Genomic DNA, 18,508 nt, shown 5'->3' with positions numbered 1-18,508 from the left:
TGAGTATTTTTTGAGGAAAAGTGAATTAACAACTTATCAAAAGATGACCCAAAGATTCTACAGTCAATTCGTTGAACATTACCTTGAATACCTGCTTTCACCATTGGGTAATGTAGCACTGAGTGGTTTAATAACGGATGAGGAACGGCGGGGAATTGTTCTGTTTTTCTCGAAACAAACAACTCAAACCGAAAATCACTCAATTAAATTGCTCCAGAGAGTTACTCAGAGTGATTGTGCAATAGAAGTTTATTGTGAACAAATTGATGAAACAGATGTCCGAAATTGCCTTCGCAAACTTCTCAGCGTCTTTTCTACTTTAAATGATCGGGCAGAAGCAGAAGGTAAAGCTTTAGATGACGATGATTTACCTCGTTTATGGATTGTAGTACCATCAGCTTCAGGTAAACTGCTCGACGGTTTTGGCGCACAATTAAATCTCAAAAACTGGCCGACTGGAATTTACTTTCTGCCGAATGTTTTTCGACTTGTTATAGTAGCCATTGACAAGTTACCTATGACAGCAGAAACATTATGGTTAAGGATTTTAGGCAAAGGAGAAACACAACGTCAAGCTTTTATTGAATTGTGGACACTCCCAGAAACCAACGAATTCAGACAAAAAACCATTCGACTTCTTACTAATTGGCAAACTCTTCTTCAAGAGCAAGATAATCTCAACCAAGATGAACAAGAATTGATGATGAATTGGTCACTAGTAGATCATCTGTCAAAATAAGTCACGACAGGACAAGGCGAAGTTTTAAAATATCGTCTTAATCAACAAAATTCCAGATTTTAATACAACATACCAAGAGGAGAGGCGGTTTGTTAACAGCAGACCGCTTTTTGATTGCCAAAAATTATGCTTTGGTAGCAGTCTCTTACTTCTACTAAACCCAAAGCAATCGCTTATTGAACTAATAAGCGATCCCTTCGGGAAATCGATTCAACTACAATGGCAATTGTGGCATAAGCAGTATCGCTTCGCAAAGACTGCAATGATAACTTCAAGTGAACTCAATGAACAAGCAACAAGAAAAACAACTTGCCTGGGATGCCTTAATGGGTGTTGATAAACGCGCCTTTGTTTCGACTGGTTTCTATGCTTTGGGTGATGCCTTCACTATTAGCAGCAAAGACCCCAAGTACAAAAACAAGATTGTGCTGGTAGAGCATCGAGGAAAATTGCAGATTAATCATTGGGATTTCACTTGCAATTCTTCTGAATGCAAAAGTCCAACAATCACAACTAATGGTGATGATGGACAGGGGAATTTGAAACGGAAAGCCCCATCGTTGCAAGTTTACAGCTAGAACAAATCCCAAGAGTTCAGGAGTTTTCAATCTCACAACTCCTGAATTCCTACCTCAAACAACTTCAACCATCAAGAATATGAAAACCAAAACCAGCACTAAGAAGTCTGCTGATAATTCTAATGCCTGTCTGCTGTTTCTCAAGAACAGAGGAGGAAAAGCTAGATTGTCAGAACTAACTTTTAGCCAAACTGTGATTCAAGATTTGATAACAAAAGAGATAGCCAAGGTCAACCCCTTCGGGAATTCAAAATTATTAATTCAAAATTCAAAATTAAAGAGATTAATGGGGGTTTGTACTTAAAATTAATAAAATTCAAAATCTTCCTGATTCTTCATTTTGAATTTTGAATTTTGCATTTTGAATTCAAAAAATGGGTATTATCTCGAATTGGAGAATAAATCATGGAACTAAAACCAGTTTTTGATCCAAAAACACTGAATCAATCGAAAATTTATTTAATTGATTGTGTGCAATACAGATACGTGCGAACTGATGGCAGTGGCAAGAATAGCAAGTACGTATTTGCACCCCTACCAAACCAACGAAAGACATCAGAGATTTTCTTGAATTCTACAAAGTTGTGGATTAGATGTCAGGAAGTCGAGGGAATGACTTGTGAGCCTCTGAAGGAGCAAACTGTAGTGCAGATGGGGTTGCTATAAATCAATTTGCAATTCGCAATTCGCAATTAAAGTGCGAAGTATCCAATTGAATAATTAAACATAGATTAGCATTTAAAAATGCTGGTTTCAAGTAATTAATGCAATGGTTAGCAATGGCACAAAGGATTTAAATATCTACTAATCATAACTGCGAATTGCGTTAGCGGAGCGGGGCGTTAGCCCATTGCGAATTGCGAATTGTTGATGCGCTTCGCTGATGATTGAGAGAAAACTTAGTAATAGGTACTGAAAAATGGTACAAGCAATTGCGGCAGATGAAACATTCTTGCAAAATGCAACTGTTGAAAGAATCAATTTCTCCAAATTAAATAAAACCCGTATTCGCTTTAGCATCAGAATCAAAAACAGCACCATAAGTGCAGCACCAAAATGGGCAGACGTGTTGAAATCTGAAGATACTGGCACAGAATCCGACCTGATTAAAGTAACGAATTCTGAAGTAGGCTTGCGTGGTATTAAAGTATTCAAAGCTTTAAATGAGGCAGCAAGTCAACTCAGGCAAGAAATCGCTTCTGTCCAGGAATGGATGACATCTGACAACGGTGATTGGATTTGCCCGATTGATTTGGCTCCCCTGGTCTGGAGTCAGTTGCTTAACATTAGAGATGCGATCGCGCCAGCACTTCGAGCCAAGTTAAAAGATGAGTACGAGCAAGGCTTAGAAGATTATCAGCAACGCATCGAAAACTTTATTTCGTTGAACACTTGGGAACTACCACAAGACAAGCAACAAGAAGTTAAAGCAAATCTGTTGAGAGCATTCCCGACATTGAGTGAGTTAGAAGATTGTTTGCAAGTGATTATCGGTCGCCCCATGATCATCCCGGCATTATCTGAACAGTTGAACCAGCAACAAGCCGAATGCTTGAACCAAATCACCCAGTTCATTCAACAGTACGACCAAAACCTAGAACAACGGCTCAAGGAAGCGGCGATCGCTGGAGGTGAACAACTCGCCGCGCAGTTGTTAGAAGAGTTGGCTGATTGGGAACCCGGACGAAAGCCAGTACGCTTCAAGCAAAAAATGCAGAAACATCTCCAGAAGGTACAGGTTTTGCTGGCGAATGCGTCACCGGAAGCTGGTGGTAGTTTGCAGTCGATGATGGAGCATTTGAATTCCATTGTCAACGACCCAGATATCGAATCTAAGAATCTGGGTGGTGAAGGGCGATCGCAACTACAGCAGAAAATGGACGACATCAGAGCCAAACTTCTAGATGAGCAGCGCAATCTGCAACAACTGGCAAGCTCTGACGTTGGGCTGACGGTGGCAACTGTTAGTGCGTTTAAGTTCCGATGAAAAAATGCAATGCAGTGAGAATAATTCATTGCATTGCACAAAATTGAAAATTCTTTGGTGTTTTAAATATGTCACACTTCTCGAAAATCGAAGTCAAATTTAAAGACCAAGCCTGTTTGGTTGAAGCATTGCAAAGATTTGGTTTCTACCCACAAATCCATGATCAGCCAGTAAATTTATTTGGCTATAGAGGTGACAGGAGAGAACAAACTGCTCACATCGTTGTACCCCGTAATCAAATTAGCAGTCTCAGCAATGATTTAGGTTTTTACTGGAACGGCAGTGAGTATGAATGTTTCATTTCTGATTACGACAAAAGCTTTGGACTAGCGAAAAGAGATTTTGGGCTAGGGTCGCAGTTTCTCCCTTTGCTGCAACAAGAATACATCAACTTGTACTTGCCTAAACTTGCTACGCAGATGGGTGGTGAAGTAGTGGAAACCGTAACTCATGGTTCGGTTACAACTGTTCGCGTCGCTTTACCGAATCAAATACTAAGGAGATAGTATGTCGCATTTCTCAACACTCAGAACTCGCTTAACATCCCTTGAGTGCTTGGTACAAGCTTTGGAGGATTTAAGTCTCAAGCCCCAAGTCCACGAAACACCGCAACCATTAACTGGCTACTACGGGGATAATGAAGGGCAAAGCGCAGAGATTATTGTCCCTGGTTACACCATAAAAGCTCGTGCAGATATTGGTTTTCGCTGGAATCAAAGCAGTGGTGTGTATGACGTAATCCATGACGAGTATGAAACGGTTCCGAGATTTGGAGAAGACTTCTTTAGTCACCAGCTAATGCAGGCTTATGGTAAACGAATGGTGAGAGCCAAAGCTGCCGAATTACAAGAGCGATTTGGTGAATGCACTATTAGTGAGGAAACCAAGGGGCAAGTTCAAACCCTACGCCTAACTTTTGCGGGTCATCAGGAGGTTCAACAGTTTGCTAGGAGGTAATTCATGGAACGCGCAATTTTGATCCATTTCGATAAATTGACGGGTGAAGTGCGAGTGGAGGCGGAAGGTTTTGAAGGTTTGAGTTGTCTGGAAGCCACACAACCATTTGAAGAAGCGTTGGGGGTTGTGGGCGAACGGGAGTTTAAGGGCGAAGCCCAAACCCAACAACTGCGAACAACTTCAAATCACCAAACCAGATTAAGACAATAAGGAGAGAAGGGGAAAGCCACAATTGCTAGTCTGCCAACAGAACTTTGCACTAGACTAGAAAATCAAGTTATTCTGGCTGAAGTTAGTAGCAGTAAAGTTATTGAGCGTGACCAAGGTACTAAAAGCAGAACTACCACCAACACCATCAGCGTCAACTTGAATGAGAGTATTTAACCCAGATTGTATACCTCTGATGTAACCATTGGCGATGGGATTTATGCCTGTGTAGTTCAAGTTAGCCAGCAGTGTTTGTACTACAATGACATCATCTGTACTACTGAAGTCAGTAATAGTATCACTTCCTTCACTCAGGCTGTTAAAGACAAATTTATCATTACCAGTGCCACCAGTTAGCTTGTCGTTACCAAGACCACCAACGAGTGTATCGTTGCCATTGCCACCGATTAAAGTATCATTTCCGTTACCTCCATTGAGAATATCATCCCCATCGCCACCGTTGAGAGTGTCATTATTATCACCACCAGACAAACTGTTATTGGCACTGTTTCCGGTGATGTTATTAACTAGTGCGTTTCCAGTACCATTGATTGCATTGCTACCTGTGAGAATCAGGTTTTCTAAGTTGTTGCCTAATGTCCAACTAATAGCAGAACGGACGGTATCGGTTCCGGCATTAGTTGCTTCTATAATTTGGTCATTAATGCTGTCAGTGTAATAGGTGTCATTACCAACACCACCAATCATGACATCATTGCCCACACCGCCATCTAAGGAGTCATTACCAGCATCACCATTGAGGGTATCATCTCCAGCATCTCCTTTGAGAGTGTCATCATTATCGCCACCTGACAAGGTGTTATTGGCAGTGTTACCAGTAATACTGTTTTTCAAAGCATTCCCAGTACCATTGATAGCATTGCTACCAGTGAGAATCAGGTTTTCTAGGTTGTAGCCTAGCGTCCAAGTGATAGCAGAACGGACGGTATCAGTTCCTTCATTGAAGACTTCTATGATTTGGTCGTTACTGCTATCGGTGTAGTATGTATCATCACCTGCACCACCAAGCATCACATCGTCACCAGCACCACCGTCTAAACTGTCATTACCAGCACCGCCACTGAGGGTATCATTACCACTTTCGCCATTCAGGGTATCGTTACCACCTTCTCCATTAATGATGTCATCACCAGCTTTACCATTAAGTGTGTTAGCACCAGTATTACCAGTAATGAGATTGTTGAGTGTGTTCCCTGTACCTAAGAGGCTACTAGTGCCTGTTAAAACTAAGTTTTCTATATTGTCACCCAAGGTGTAGCTAATGGATGAGCGAACAGTATCCGTTCCTTCGTTAGCGTTTTCGACTACTTTATCTGCGCTGTTATCGACAATGTAGATGTCATTGTCTAACCCTCCGGTCATGGTGTCTTGACCTGTACCGCCATCAATGGTGTCATTTCCAGCTAAACCAAGCAGGGTATCATTGCCGCCTAAGCCTTGAATTACATCGTCGTTGGATGTACCAGTGATGTTATCGTTGCCAGCAGTACCAGTGAGGTTGCGAATGTTGATAGCAAATATATCACTGACATTTGCTCCTTTGTTGTCTGTTGCTACAACTTTGATGTTGAGTATACCAACATCAGCTAATGTGGGAGTACCTGTAAAAGTGTGAGTGATGGGATTAAATGTTAACCAACTGGGTAAAGAAGTGCCGTCTTCTTTGGTTGCTGTATAACTGAGGCTATCACCTATATTTGCATCAGAGAAAGTATTTACGGGGACGGTGAAGTTGAAGGGACTATTAGAACTAGTTGTTTGATCTATGATTGCGTTTTGGACAATAGGTGCATTATTGAGGGTACTAGCGATATAGTTTTTAATATCTGCTTTTGTCCAGATAGTTGCACCGTTATCAAATTGAAATTCTTCGACCGCAAGAAGCTCATCAAACTGATTTTTTATAGTTAGTTGATCATTACTGTTCTTAACTTTAAAAATCAGGTCGTTTCCTTGTCGAAATATATCCATTATATTGGGAGTTAAGCCTACACCAAACTTAACTGTGTCATAGAAACTGTTTAAGCCGTAGGCATCTTCTTGAATGACATCTTGTCCATAGCCATACTTAAAGATGTATGTGTCATTGCCTGCACCTCCAGCTAAGGTGTCATAGCCTAATCCACCGTCTAAAGTTTCATTGTTGATTCCCTCAGAGTACCCAGCTATGTAGTCGTCTCCATCTGTAGACTTTAGTAAGTATTGTTTGATATCTTCTTTTGTCCAAACAACTGCACCATTATCAAATTGAAATTCTTCAATTGCATAAGCTTCGTACACAGCAAACTGATTTTTAATTGTCAGGCGATCGCTACTACCTTTTACTTTAAAGATTAGGTCATTACCTTGCCGAACAATTTCCATTGTTTGGGGTGTTAAGCCTGCACTAAACTTCACTATGTCATAAAAACTATTTAAGCCATATTCAGCTTCTTGAATAACATCTTGACCATAACCTAATTTGAAGATATAGGTATCATCACCAGTACCTCCAATTAAGGTGTCATTTCCTAAGCCACCATCTAAAGTTTCGTTTCTAATTCCCCAGGAATAACCAGCTATGTAGTCATCTCCATCTGTAGACTTTAGTAAGTGTTGTTTGATATCTTCCTTTGTCCAAACAACTGCACCGTTATCAAATTGAAATTCTTCAATTGCGTAAGCTTCATAGACACCAAACTGATTTTTAATTGTCAGGCGATCGCTACTACCTTTTACTTTGAAAATTAAGTCGTCACCTTGTCGAACAATGTCTATTGTTTGGAGTGTTAAACCTACACCAAATTTAACTATGTCATAAAAACTGTTTAAGCCATATTCATCTTCTTGAATAACATCTTGACCGTAACCTTGTTTGAATATATAAGTATCATCTCCAGTACCTCCTACTAAAGTGTCATTTCCCAAGCCCCCATCTAAGATATCGTTTCTGAGACCCCAGGAATAACCTAATAAATAATCATCTCCATCTGTAGACTTTAGTAAGTGTTGTTTGATATTTTCTTTTGTCCAAACAACTGCACCGTTATCAAATTGAAATTCTTCAACTGAAACAGCTTCAAAGGGATAATACTGATTTTTGATCGTTAGGCGATCGCTACTACCTTTGACTTTGAAAATTAGATCGTCACCTTGTCGAACAATTTCCATTGTTTGGGGCGTTAAACCTGCACCAAACTTAACGATGTCATAATAATTAGAATTTGAATTTTCTTCCTGGATAGTATCTTGTCCGTAACCTTGCTTAAAAATGTAGGTATCATTCCCCGTTTTGCCAGCTAAAGTATCATTACCTGTAGCATCTTCCAAAATATTGGCATTACCATCTCCACTTACTAGGTTGTCTTCAGGTAGACTTTCTGGTAAGGACAGAGCGTTAATATCTGAACGGGTTATAGTTGTGCCATTAACAAATACAAACTGGTCTATGCCGTAAGCATTTCCTTTAAAATGACCTTGAATAATGAGGCGGTCATTTGTATTTTTGATACCTATATATAGATTATCTTTTTCATGAAAGCTATTAATTCTACGATAAAAAATAATATCTGAGGGAATAATACCTGTTTTGAAACTGACTATATCTGTACCTGTATTAGAGTTTTCAACAACAGTGTCAACTCCATAGCCGCGACCAAATATATATGTGTTATTACCAGCACCACCTTCAAAGGAATCATTACCTGCACCACCATCAAGAGTATCGTTTCTTTGATCTCCAATTAAGTAATCATCATTACTAGTAGATTGCAGTAACCAAGTTTGAATATTTTCTCTTGTCCAAATTGTGCCATCGGCAAATACAAACTGGTCTATGCCATTAGCATTACTTTTGAAATGACCTTGAATAATGAGACGATCATTAGTATTTTTGATACCTATATATAGATTGTCTCTTTCGTGAAAGCTAGTAGGTTTACGCCAGAAGATGATATCTGATGGACTAATACCTGCTTTGAAGCTTACAATATCTGTAGCTGTATTGTAGTTTTCAATAATAGTATCAACTCCATAGCCACGACCAAATATATATGTGTTGTTACCAGCACCCCCTTCAAAGGAATCGTTTCCTGCACTACCATCAAGCGTATCGTTTCCTGAATATCCGATTAAGTAATCATCGCCATTAGTAGATTGCAGTAACCAAGTTTGAATATTTTCTCTTGTCCAGATTGTGCCATCAGCAAATACAAACTGGTCTATGCCATTAGAACCACCAGGAAACTGTCTTTGAATAATAATTCGGTCGTTAGTATTTTTAATTCCTAAGTAAAGATTATCTCTATCTGCATAGAAACTTGGGTTTGGGTTACGCCAGAAGAAAATATCTGATGGACTAATACCTGTTTTAAAACTAATGATATCTAAGCCATTATTGTAGTTTGCAAGAATAGTATCAATTCCATACCCACGACCAAATATAAAAGTATTTTGACTATTTTGGCTAAAACCTCCACTAAGTTGGTCATTTCCTAAACCGCCATCTATGATATCGCTACCATCTCCACCATCTAGGAAATCATCTCCTTCCTGTCCATATAGTTGGTCGTCTCCTTGATCACCGTAGAGGCTATCATCATCTAATCCGCCAAGTAATAAATCTTTGCCTTTATTTCCAGATAACTTATCTTTACCTTCTCCTCCTTCGATTTGGTCGTCCCCTTCTCCGCCTGTAATTGTGTCATTACCTAAATCACCAGAAATCAGAATTGCTTTAACGCCGTTGTAGGTAATTTGATTGCTGAGTTTATTGCCAATAATTGATTCAATATTATTAATATCATTGAGAATCAGATGGAACCGAGCATCTGAGTCAATGGTAACTATATCAAAACCTTCGCCACCATCTAAACTCGTAAGAATATCGTCTTGATCAACGGTTATTGTATCGTCTCCCGCACCAGCTTTGATGACATCTTTCCCTTTACCACCGTTGATAATATCGCTACCACCTGCACCTGTGAGAGTATCATCTCCCGCACCACCATTGAGGATTCCTCCTGTAGTGTTACTAGCCAAAATGGTGAGTTTATCGTTATTCTTTCCTCCAGTCACAGAGTAAGTAATGGTGGGGTCAATTGTTAAATCAAGACTACCTGCTGTGTCATCAGCAATTAAAATATCGGGTTTATTTTCAAAGTTGAATTTGTTAATCCCTCCTGGTAGCGTTTCTAATTTAACGCCGTTGGGATTATAAGCAAAGGTAACGTCAAAAATTTGAGAACGTTTTCTGAATTGATATCCTAGTTGAGTAAAATAAGTTGAGGCAGTGACAAGATTTCCCGCAATTTCAAAGTTTTTCTGTTGACTTGCTAGGGAAACATCTTCAATGCCGTAGCGATGTAATGCTGCTAGTTCGCCTAATTCTACTTTACGATTACCATTGGCATCAACCCAAACTCGGATTTTTTCAAAGTTGGTATCTTGATAATTGAGTAAGCGATCGCCATTACTGTTTAAACTACTGATAGCAGTCACATTAGTTTGAGCAGTCAGGGAAATAAACTCGTTAAGTTCTGTAATCCGTCCATCATTATTTAGGTCTATTACTAATATCCCATCAGAAGGAGATACCCATCCTGTCTGTTCTAGATAACCATCATTATCTAAATCTGACATGGCAAAGGAATCTTGAGCAGAAATTAACTGAAGTCCATTTCCAAACAAATCAACAACTGCTAATTTGTATGAACTCAGTGCATAACTATCCGGTACATCTAGCTGAACATCTAAAGTTGATTCTCCTTGAGTTAACACTGGTTGTAAAGAAACCGAACCATCTGCCGCTAAAGTAGGATAAAAATCTTTGCCATTGGCGAGGCGGATAAATTCAATTCTGCTATTCTCATCAACCCAGTTTTTGATTGTAATTGTGATAGGTTGAGCTTCGTTATTACCACCATTGGCATTCAATGATGGGAGAACGTAAGAAACAGTGATGATTAAATCTTTATCTTGTAACTTTAAGCTGTGGATCGTGTTTGTTCCTAAGACAAGGGTATCTATGCCACCATCTCTAACTTTACCTTCGTAATCTCCTGTGTCATAAATGGTTGTGTTTAAACCATCACCGAAAGAGTACAAATAAGTATCATTTCCTGCACCGCCTGAAAGGGTGTCATTTTCTCCTAAACCTCGAAGAACATCAGCACCGATAGTCCCTTGAATTATAGTGTTACTGCTAGTGGAAGTTTGAACACTACTAGTAGGTTTTAATTGCCATTGTCCATTAGTGTTGTCTAAAAAGTATTCTTCGTTATTCCCCAGCCGAATAAATTCAATTTTATTAGTTGCAAAGTTCTTGATGGTTAATTGATTTGTAATTGGTGCAGTGGGATTACTTGAATTGATGATGTTAATAATTAAATTACTGCCGCTTTGTTGTAGCTGTAAATTGGACAGTTGAATATTACTGTCAAACTCAATAACATCTACTCCGCCAATATCTTCAATGATATCTTTACCACTTCCTAGACTATAGCGATAAACATCATCACTTTTACCACCTTTGAGGGTTTCTGCTGCTGAAGAAGAAATCAAAACATCGTCACTATTATCACTTCCTTGAACTACACCACCGCTACCATAAAGAATTTTAGTGACATTATTCCCTTTATAACGATCTGAAGACTGCGGTGTACTGAGGTTAAATTCTGCTGCTTTCGCCAAGACTGTTTTCCAGTTGGCGACTAGTTCATTCTCTAATTTAACTTTGCTATTGTTTTCAACAACTATTTTAAAGCGACTTCCATCAGCAAAGCGCAAAATTTCTAAACGGTTGTTTGTATTAGTCAACCAATTAGCAATTATTTCGCCATTGATAATTAGATTATTGCCACTGAGTGACAAACTGACTTGGGATGGTAAAGTATTTAAGCCAAAATCTTTAATTGTAGGGTCTTTCTCGTATAGCTTGAGAGTAGCTTGCTTAACTTTAGGAATGCTAGATAAATCTATATCAAATTTACCAGAAATACTATTAAAAAGCATTCCTTCTGCATACTTCTCCTCAATATTAATTGTATAAATACTCCCATCAGCAAAGCGCAGAAATTGAATTTTATTTTCTGATTGTATCTTCAACCAATTATAAATCCTTTCTCCATTAATAATTAAATCATTTCCTTCTAAAGAAAGTCTAATGCTTGTCGGGGAAAGATTTGCCGCTACCTCTTTGATGAGAGCATCATTAAGTTCTTCGGGGACAAACCGATCCCAAGGACGAGATTGCAAATCTGTGATTCTTTTATCTGCATCTTGAATTGAGTTGGCTGCCAGTTTATTAATATATTCCTGATATAAAGTAGGATTATCTAGGTAAGTGCCATATTCTTTAGCAATTTGTAATAACTCGTTGAAATCGTCTAAATTGCTGCGGGAATTAGTATAATTATTAAACAGACGTTTGATGTAGCGATCGCCTCCTTCAATCTGTGTTTTAGTAAGTTGGTAAACTACACCTGCTTCAATCGCTGCTTGAGCATTTTCACCAAAACCTACTCGTCTACGATAACTACTTCCACCAGGTGCATCATCTTGTAATTGATAAACTAATTCTTTTATGTAATGACCATAATAAACATTCTCAACAGAAAGCAGTTGACCACCAACAGTCCCCGCTAAGTAATTGAGAATTTCTTTAGCAGATTCACCCATTTGACGAGCAATGTCAGCCACTCCATCATCAAACTCGTATGCAAATTTGGTGACAAATTTACCGTCAACAATATTTACTACATACGCAGCACGAGGAAAATCTTCATCTGCAAATACTCCTCCTATTAAGCTCCCAATTACTGTGCCAACGAGTATTCCTATTGGGCCAGTGAAAGAAGTAAAACCAAGTAAGCTAGAAAGGGTTGGAAGTAATGAACCGCCTATAGCTGAACCTTGGTTTAATTGACCTTCGCCGATAATATTCCAACGAACTAGAGTTTTATAAAATTCTGAGCCAGCATAAGAGGCTAAAGAATTAACATAAGAGCTAACTAAACTTAAACTTGTAATTTCTTTAACGTTTGTTATTTCTAGATACTTAGCAGCAAAGTTTGGAAAGTATTCTACAGCTACTGAAGTGAAAGCATAGTCAACAATTGCTTGAGTCAGTGTATTGACACCGATTTGAGCTAGAGTATTTTCTATCTCTAATGCTTGAATGATATTTTCAGCTATTTCTCCAGTACCTAAAGCCACAGTGTTAGACACAAGATTGCCAACAAAGCGATTAGGTAAAGAAAAAACTCTTATGGAGTTTGGATCTATTAAAACCTGCTCAACAGTATCTCCTACCCATCCTGTAACAGTAGAACCAAGAGACTGTGCTAGTAATTGATTGGCAAAAGTATCATCAACAAAATAAGAAGCTACTTTACCTCCGACATAAGAACCGAGCATACCTGTAGTAGTGACAGGTTGAGCAGGAGCCGCTTCGAGAGAATCTTGGATATACTCTAAAGTTGCAGGAATAAACATTCCTAAAATTGCTGAACTTATGGAATCTTCATAACCCCACAAAGCTTTATTTAAACTATTAACATTATTAAAGTCAGAACCTACTCTACTTCTAAAAGAAATACTTTTAAAGATATAATCCAAAATATCGCTAACATCATGTAGTAATGTCCCTTGGCCGCGTGGATCATTTATGTCATGTCGCCAAAGAATCTGAGGAAGGGCATCACCTGGGCCAGTAAGTCCTACTGTCGCATTATCATCCAGTAATTGTGTTGTTAATTGATTTACTTCATTAGGATTTTTTGCTATGAGGTTAGCAAAAAACCTAGCAGTCATTACTTGAAGTGGATTATCTTCATAATCATCAAATCTTTTTTTTGCAATATCATTCGATGTTGTAGATATCTGTTTTGCAAAATCATCTCTTGTTATACGAGACATTTCTATCAATGCTGTATCTGTAACTTTTGGATTATCTAAAAAGTATTCGCTAAATAATTGGGTTAAAGTCTTACCATGACTAGTAACTCCATTTTCACTTTGGATAAAATTATTTTTTAATTTATTTATAGCTTGACTTAATTGAATATTGTTTGGATTTGCTTGAATACGCCATTCTCCCAGGTTGTTTGGTTGTAATTGATTCATGATTTTTACCAATTAAATTATTCTGTTTACACTCAAGATAACAACAAAAAATATTAAATTATATTTAAAGCTTTGAGATTTAAGTATTTTTATAGTATTCTCAATACCCAACCCAAAGCTTTACTAATTAACTTTCTTTGCTTTCTGAACTTTAAAGCTAATAAATATGATGTTATTAATTTCATAGTAATTAGTTTGCTTTTTTAGGTTGAATTGGGAAATTAATCAATACTTAAGAAATAATACTTGACTACGATTTGTGAAACAATTAGCTGCCCTAAAATCTATATCCAAAAATAAAATTAGGTATAGAAAATAGCTGACATTAACAAAATGCTCTTATTTATGTATTTATAAGAGAGCTAAAGCGCATTCCAGTAGATAATATCACTGTTTTCAAACTCGACCTAGTATTTTTACGTAAAATTTATATCTTTTATAAAGGGAAAATTTAAGTATTTTTTCTCTAATTAACAAATAATAATGGCAGCTTTTACCGTATGTTTTCTATAAAATGCCAGCAATTAGGCAGTCGCTACTCATAACTTTTACAATTAAATAAGCTAACTTGTGGTAATATATACTTTCTTTTGAATACACCAACACACTCTATTAGTTTGTGAAGCAATGTCTAAGCATTCTCTTAACTGAGAAGCGATCGCCAATGGTAGAGTTTAGGCGAGTACATTTTTGTAACTGAAAAGCGATCGCCTCACTAGCCAATCCTCCAAATCTTCCCCATGTAAAGATAGACCATAGTCCCATAAGCTATTAAGATTTATACTCTCAATAATGCAATCGCATCTATAATCCTCCCACCGGACACCGCCGCATCATCTCCGCCAACGTCACCGCCTCACCATCCGGCGTGTACACAGTGTCCCCCGAAATCGCAATCACAATCCTGTTTTTCCTTGCCCAATTAAACCAAGCGATCGCCTCCGATTTAGCCTGTGCAGATTCCGGCTTCCGTCCCTCCTTGCAAGCAGCAACAAACACGGCTTCTGGTGACTTGATCCCTTTCCAAGTCCGTATCGCTTCTTTGAGATAAGCGATCGCACCCAGTACGTTCTCCCAACACCACCTGACTGTGTATTGAATCTCTGCATTAAGTAAGCCGAAACTGGGGTGTACAAGCAGGGCATCTCCATCAAGCATTAAACTATAAGAAAGCGAAAATAACTGCATAGGAGATGTGTTAACTGTGTGGTTCTGGGAAAAAGACTCAGTTGAATACGAGATATTCAAGCAATACGAACGCGCGTTAGTCAGCCTTGGTGTTAACTTTTCACTCGAAGAAGTTCAAAACGCTTTAGAAGGCTGTACTTACGGTTTAGAGGATGCGTTCAGAAGCACAATTGACTATGTGTTGTGGCTACAAAAGCACGAAAAGCAATATTTCCCAAACGCAATTTTGGTGAGTGCCTTGCGAGAGCAATGGAAACCAAAAGCATGGCGTGATGAATATTTGGAACTACCAAATCTAGAATCACCTGGGCAGAGATGGTGGAACGCAGCAGCCAAAACGTGGGGTTACGATGTCCGCAATCGCCTCGTTGCAGATGTTTTTTATGATGAAGGCACAGAGTTCATTAAATTCACCAACGGTAAAGAAATTACGGTAGAGACTGCGTGGCGTTGGGAGTGGGAACGCCTACTGCAATATGCGACTAATCGATAGCACTCGTTACTCATTCCACTTCACCAGCACCCCTTCCACTGCAACCAACCCCCACTGCGGACACTTGATCACCAGTTTCTTGATCACAATCCGCAAGGCTGGATCATCCGCCCAACACTCCATCAGAAAATCATCCCCTGGATTTTCGCGCCATTGTTCCGCCATCTTGAGCTTCTCCATACGCCAGGGTCGTATTCTCGATCTCTCAACGACAGCCTCATACGACCACTTTTCAGGGTTTGAGTCAGCCGCCACAGCACAAACGCCTTCAGAATGGGTTTTTGGTTCCTGAGAGGGCGAGGCGGAATGGCTGTTTTCTGGAATGGCAGGGGCGGCGGAAACTGTGTCTTCATGAGGAATGATCGCATCATCACTACAATTCTGGTTCTCTACCACCAACGAAGCAGACAGGCTCGGTTGAGCTTGGTTTTGGGGCTGACTTAGGTTTTTAAAATTTGAATCGGCAGGGGCGGCGGAAAAATTGTCTTCATGACTGGTTGCCTGCTCATCACCTAATTCTTGGTTATTTTCTAACAACGAAGCGGATTGACTCGGTTGAGCTTGGTTTTGAGGCTGACTGAGATTTTCAAAATTTGCAGCGACAGGCGCGGTGGAAAAATTGTCCTCATGAATGATTTCCTGGTCAACACCCAATTCTTCCTTCTTTTCTAACAACGAAGCGGATTGACTCGGCACAGCTTCTACAAGCGTCAGCGTCGTGCAGTCCGTTACCGCAGGTAACTCTTCCTTCCTCTCTTCCACGCTTTTAAGGGTCTGAGGCGACGCACCCCCCAAGGGTGCGATCGCCGTCTCATCACCATGCAAATTTTCGTTCTGCGTGGAAGAACTAACTACCTTACCAACCACCTTAGTGGGTGGTTGGTAGGTAGTTAAAGAGTTGTTAGAAACGTTGTTAGGTTTCTGGAAGCCTTGCAAATCCTGGCTTTTTTGACCATTCTTTTGGAATTGATCCAAATCGGCTTGGATTTGTTTCACTTCGGGTTGGTTTTGGTTCCTCCCGGTGTGTTTGATTTCCTTCCCGGTTTGGACAGCTTTTTTGTCACCAGAATTAGTTTCACCTGATGTGGACGATTCCCAGTAGAAGCGATTGTAATAACCGTGCAGGTTACGGACTCGGTAGCCAATCAGCCCAGGTCTACCAGAAGGCAAACGGCCAAAAACTTCCTCATACTGAAACAACCCTTGAGCCGTCAAAGCTGCACCCGCTTTCTGCAATGACTTGTAGGTGAGATTGGTTTCCAACTTGTGAGCAGACCCGCCAAATTGTTCTGCTGCAACCGAGTCCAACCATAGCTGCTGTACACAGGGCGGTTGCTGCCTTACCCAGTTGATATCCTCAATCGAGATTTTACAGTGGGGTCGAACTGGTTTTTCCTCTGTGGCTTGTTTGTGATTGCCTTTATTTTGGCCACCTTTGATTGCCTTTAATGCTGTAGTCATATTTTCTCCTAAATTTAAGCATGAAAAGATAGGCGACATAGTTCCAATGCCGCATTCAGCTTTTTTAAAATGGCGCGAGTTTTATTTACTGGTCGTTGCTCTGCCAGAACCGCAACTCATCCTTAAAGTAACGGTCAGTCTTTTTCGGTTTGTCTTTCCAATGCTCCCAAGCCACCCAGACTTCTTCGCCCATGTCTTCGATGACTTCACCTTTGGCGTTATATAGGGCGCAGTAAATATCAGCGTGGGCAACGATAGAACCAAGCCCAATCACTTCGTCAGCAAAGGAACCAGATTCGGCAGGGGCTTCTTCAGGAACCAATGGTTCCGTAATTGCTGAAGATTCGGCTTTCTCAAGGGCAGTGATTAGCTCTGTCTCTTCGGTGGTTAGTTCTGCCCAGTAATCTTGTTTGATTACCTCGTACTCTTGAGCAACTTCTAAATAGTTCCACCAGCTACACCCAGGCTTGGCAAGTACAGCCCGAATGTCGCTTACTGCTTGGGGTAGTAGCTGTAGCTGTTCGGCTCGATATGCGATCGCAATTGGTGTCGGTTCACTGCCGAGGATGATTGCAGCTGCTTGCAGGGCTTGGGTGTTGTTCATGGCACTGGCCAGATTACCCAACGCAATACCCATCAGTCGCAAGCACTCCTGAGCGTTTTCTTTGGGTGGTTCTTGGGCAAGCGATCGCAAATCAATAGTTTTTTCTAGAGCTTGCTTAACTTCCTTATTGAGTGCCTTAGCTGCCTGTTTAGTAAGAGTATTGCGCCATTCCTGAGCCGGACGTTCTTGCACAGCATTTTCTAGTTCCTGAATACGCTTTTGTAACCGTTGGTTTTCAAGTTCTAACTGCCTCAATCCTTCCAACTCAAAAAGCCGATGCTGCAACTGGATGTTTTCTTTCTTCTGCTGCTGAAACAGGTTTTGTAAGGTGGTCAGTTGTTCTTGTACTTGTTCCTGGGCTTGGGTCGTTGCTTCCGCCTGTAACCCAATTTTCAAATCCTTTTCCAGTCGTTCAAGTTCTTGCTGATGCTGCTGTTTGAGTGCGGCGATCGCTTCGGCGTATTCTTTTGGGTAAGTTCGCTCAGGGGTAAATGACTCAATTGCGCCATTACTCAAATCCGCATTGTTCACCAGTTCCCTGCTGCCATCCTCAAACGTGACAATCTGCTGCCTTTGATTGGGTGGGTCGGCTGAGATGGTTCCTGATTGTCCGTGTCTTGGATGAGTTGGTGACGTAACCGTGACTGTGTTCACGTTAGGAACCATTGGTTCCTGAGTTTGGTGAACTATTGGTTCCTGAATCTGAGGAACCACTGGTTCCTGAGTTTTTTGGCGTGGAAGTCGAGGAACCACAATGTTCGCCGCAGATGCAAAGTCTGATTCGCTGGGGGAGGGGTTTTCAGAAAGTGCGATCGCAACCGCTTGTTTTAACTTGTCTGGTTCCTTGACTAACCGTAACAGTGAACGAGCTTGGCGTTCGTTTTTGATGTGTTCACCTAACTCGTCAGCTGTGTCTTTAACTTTCTTAGCCCCCAGCAGTTGATTGATTCTGCGGTAGCCACCCCAGGCTGATAATTCGGCTTGGCAGTATTCCTCGAAACTCTTATAGCCAGCTTCACGGTAAAGCTGATTATCACGCATCTGCAATATTTCGTCCACCGCCTGCCACTCGAAGCGGTCAATGGACGTAAACGTTTCTTTGATGCTGGTGTTGAGAATGCCGTAAGAGGTGGCTGATATTTTTTCTTCTTCCAGTGTCAGCATAAACCTT

The 18,508-nt window shown here is 40.2% G+C and carries 14 protein-coding genes; 9 read left to right on the top strand and 5 right to left on the bottom strand.

All coding sequences use genetic code 11. The annotated features are described in order from the left end of the window. The first annotated feature begins 43 nt into the window (after positions 1–43). The 8 genes from H6G75_RS20810 to H6G75_RS20775 all read left to right on the top strand — a co-directional run bounded on the left by H6G75_RS20810 (position 44) and on the right by H6G75_RS20775 (position 4,471). On the top strand, positions 44–739 hold the full coding sequence (locus H6G75_RS20810; protein ID WP_190981919.1) for a hypothetical protein: 696 nt from the start codon (positions 44–46) through the stop codon (positions 737–739). 284 nt (positions 740–1,023) lie between these two features. After that, positions 1,024–1,317 (top strand): hypothetical protein, encoded by a 294-nt coding sequence (locus H6G75_RS20805; RefSeq protein ID WP_190981918.1) that lies wholly within the window; start codon positions 1,024–1,026, stop codon positions 1,315–1,317. Between the two features lie 79 nt (positions 1,318–1,396). Beyond that, positions 1,397–1,621, top strand: a complete 225-nt coding sequence (locus H6G75_RS20800) for a hypothetical protein (RefSeq protein WP_190981917.1) — start codon at positions 1,397–1,399, stop codon at positions 1,619–1,621. A gap of 101 nt (positions 1,622–1,722) precedes the next feature. Then, on the top strand, positions 1,723–1,983 hold the full coding sequence (locus tag H6G75_RS20795) for a hypothetical protein (protein WP_190981916.1): 261 nt from the start codon (positions 1,723–1,725) through the stop codon (positions 1,981–1,983). A 253-nt stretch (positions 1,984–2,236) separates the two neighbouring features. Beyond that, positions 2,237–3,304 carry a hypothetical protein gene (locus H6G75_RS20790; RefSeq protein ID WP_190981915.1) on the top strand — a complete coding sequence of 356 codons (1,068 nt, stop codon included), beginning with the start codon at positions 2,237–2,239 and terminating at the stop codon, positions 3,302–3,304. Between the two features lie 68 nt (positions 3,305–3,372). Next, positions 3,373–3,810, top strand: a complete 438-nt coding sequence (locus H6G75_RS20785) for a DUF1257 domain-containing protein (RefSeq protein ID WP_190981914.1) — start codon at positions 3,373–3,375, stop codon at positions 3,808–3,810. Between the two features lies 1 nt (position 3,811). Further along, the gene (locus H6G75_RS20780; RefSeq protein ID WP_190981913.1) at positions 3,812–4,261 is read left to right on the top strand and encodes a DUF1257 domain-containing protein; all 450 of its coding nucleotides are present in this window, start codon (positions 3,812–3,814) and stop codon (positions 4,259–4,261) included. 3 nt (positions 4,262–4,264) lie between these two features. Then, a complete protein-coding gene (locus H6G75_RS20775) occupies positions 4,265–4,471 on the top strand; it encodes a DUF2997 domain-containing protein (protein ID WP_190981912.1) in 207 nt (68 codons plus the stop codon). Between the two features lie 54 nt (positions 4,472–4,525). On the opposite strand, the gene H6G75_RS20770 is transcribed toward H6G75_RS20775, so the two are convergent. The 3 genes from H6G75_RS20770 to H6G75_RS20760 all read right to left on the bottom strand — a co-directional run bounded on the left by H6G75_RS20770 (position 4,526) and on the right by H6G75_RS20760 (position 14,779). Further along, entirely contained in the window at positions 4,526–13,591 is a 9,066-nt protein-coding gene (locus H6G75_RS20770; protein WP_190981911.1) for a calcium-binding protein, read from the bottom strand. 612 nt (positions 13,592–14,203) lie between these two features. Next, complete coding sequence (locus tag H6G75_RS20765; RefSeq protein WP_190981904.1) at positions 14,204–14,356, bottom strand: hypothetical protein; 153 nt, start codon at positions 14,354–14,356, stop codon at positions 14,204–14,206. Positions 14,357–14,395: 39 nt separating this feature from the next. Continuing rightward, on the bottom strand, positions 14,396–14,779 hold the full coding sequence (locus H6G75_RS20760) for a hypothetical protein (RefSeq protein ID WP_242051595.1): 384 nt from the start codon (positions 14,777–14,779) through the stop codon (positions 14,396–14,398). Positions 14,780–14,795: 16 nt separating this feature from the next. On the opposite strand from H6G75_RS20760, the gene H6G75_RS20755 reads away from it, so the two are divergent. Continuing rightward, positions 14,796–15,272 carry a hypothetical protein gene (locus H6G75_RS20755; RefSeq protein ID WP_190981902.1) on the top strand — a complete coding sequence of 159 codons (477 nt, stop codon included), beginning with the start codon at positions 14,796–14,798 and terminating at the stop codon, positions 15,270–15,272. A 6-nt stretch (positions 15,273–15,278) separates the two neighbouring features. Here H6G75_RS20755 and H6G75_RS20750 read toward each other — a convergent pair whose 3' ends face one another. Continuing rightward, on the bottom strand, positions 15,279–16,733 hold the full coding sequence (locus H6G75_RS20750) for a hypothetical protein (protein ID WP_190981939.1): 1,455 nt from the start codon (positions 16,731–16,733) through the stop codon (positions 15,279–15,281). 85 nt (positions 16,734–16,818) lie between these two features. Continuing rightward, on the bottom strand, positions 16,819–18,501 hold the full coding sequence (locus H6G75_RS20745) for a hypothetical protein (protein WP_190981900.1): 1,683 nt from the start codon (positions 18,499–18,501) through the stop codon (positions 16,819–16,821). Positions 18,502–18,508: the final 7 nt, after the last annotated feature.

This window comes from Nostoc sp. FACHB-280 (genome assembly GCF_014697615.1).
In the GTDB taxonomy this organism is placed as follows: domain Bacteria; phylum Cyanobacteriota; class Cyanobacteriia; order Cyanobacteriales; family Nostocaceae; genus Nostoc_B.
The sequence above is the reverse complement of the archived record's forward strand: the minus strand, read 5'-3'. Positions and strand labels throughout refer to the sequence as shown.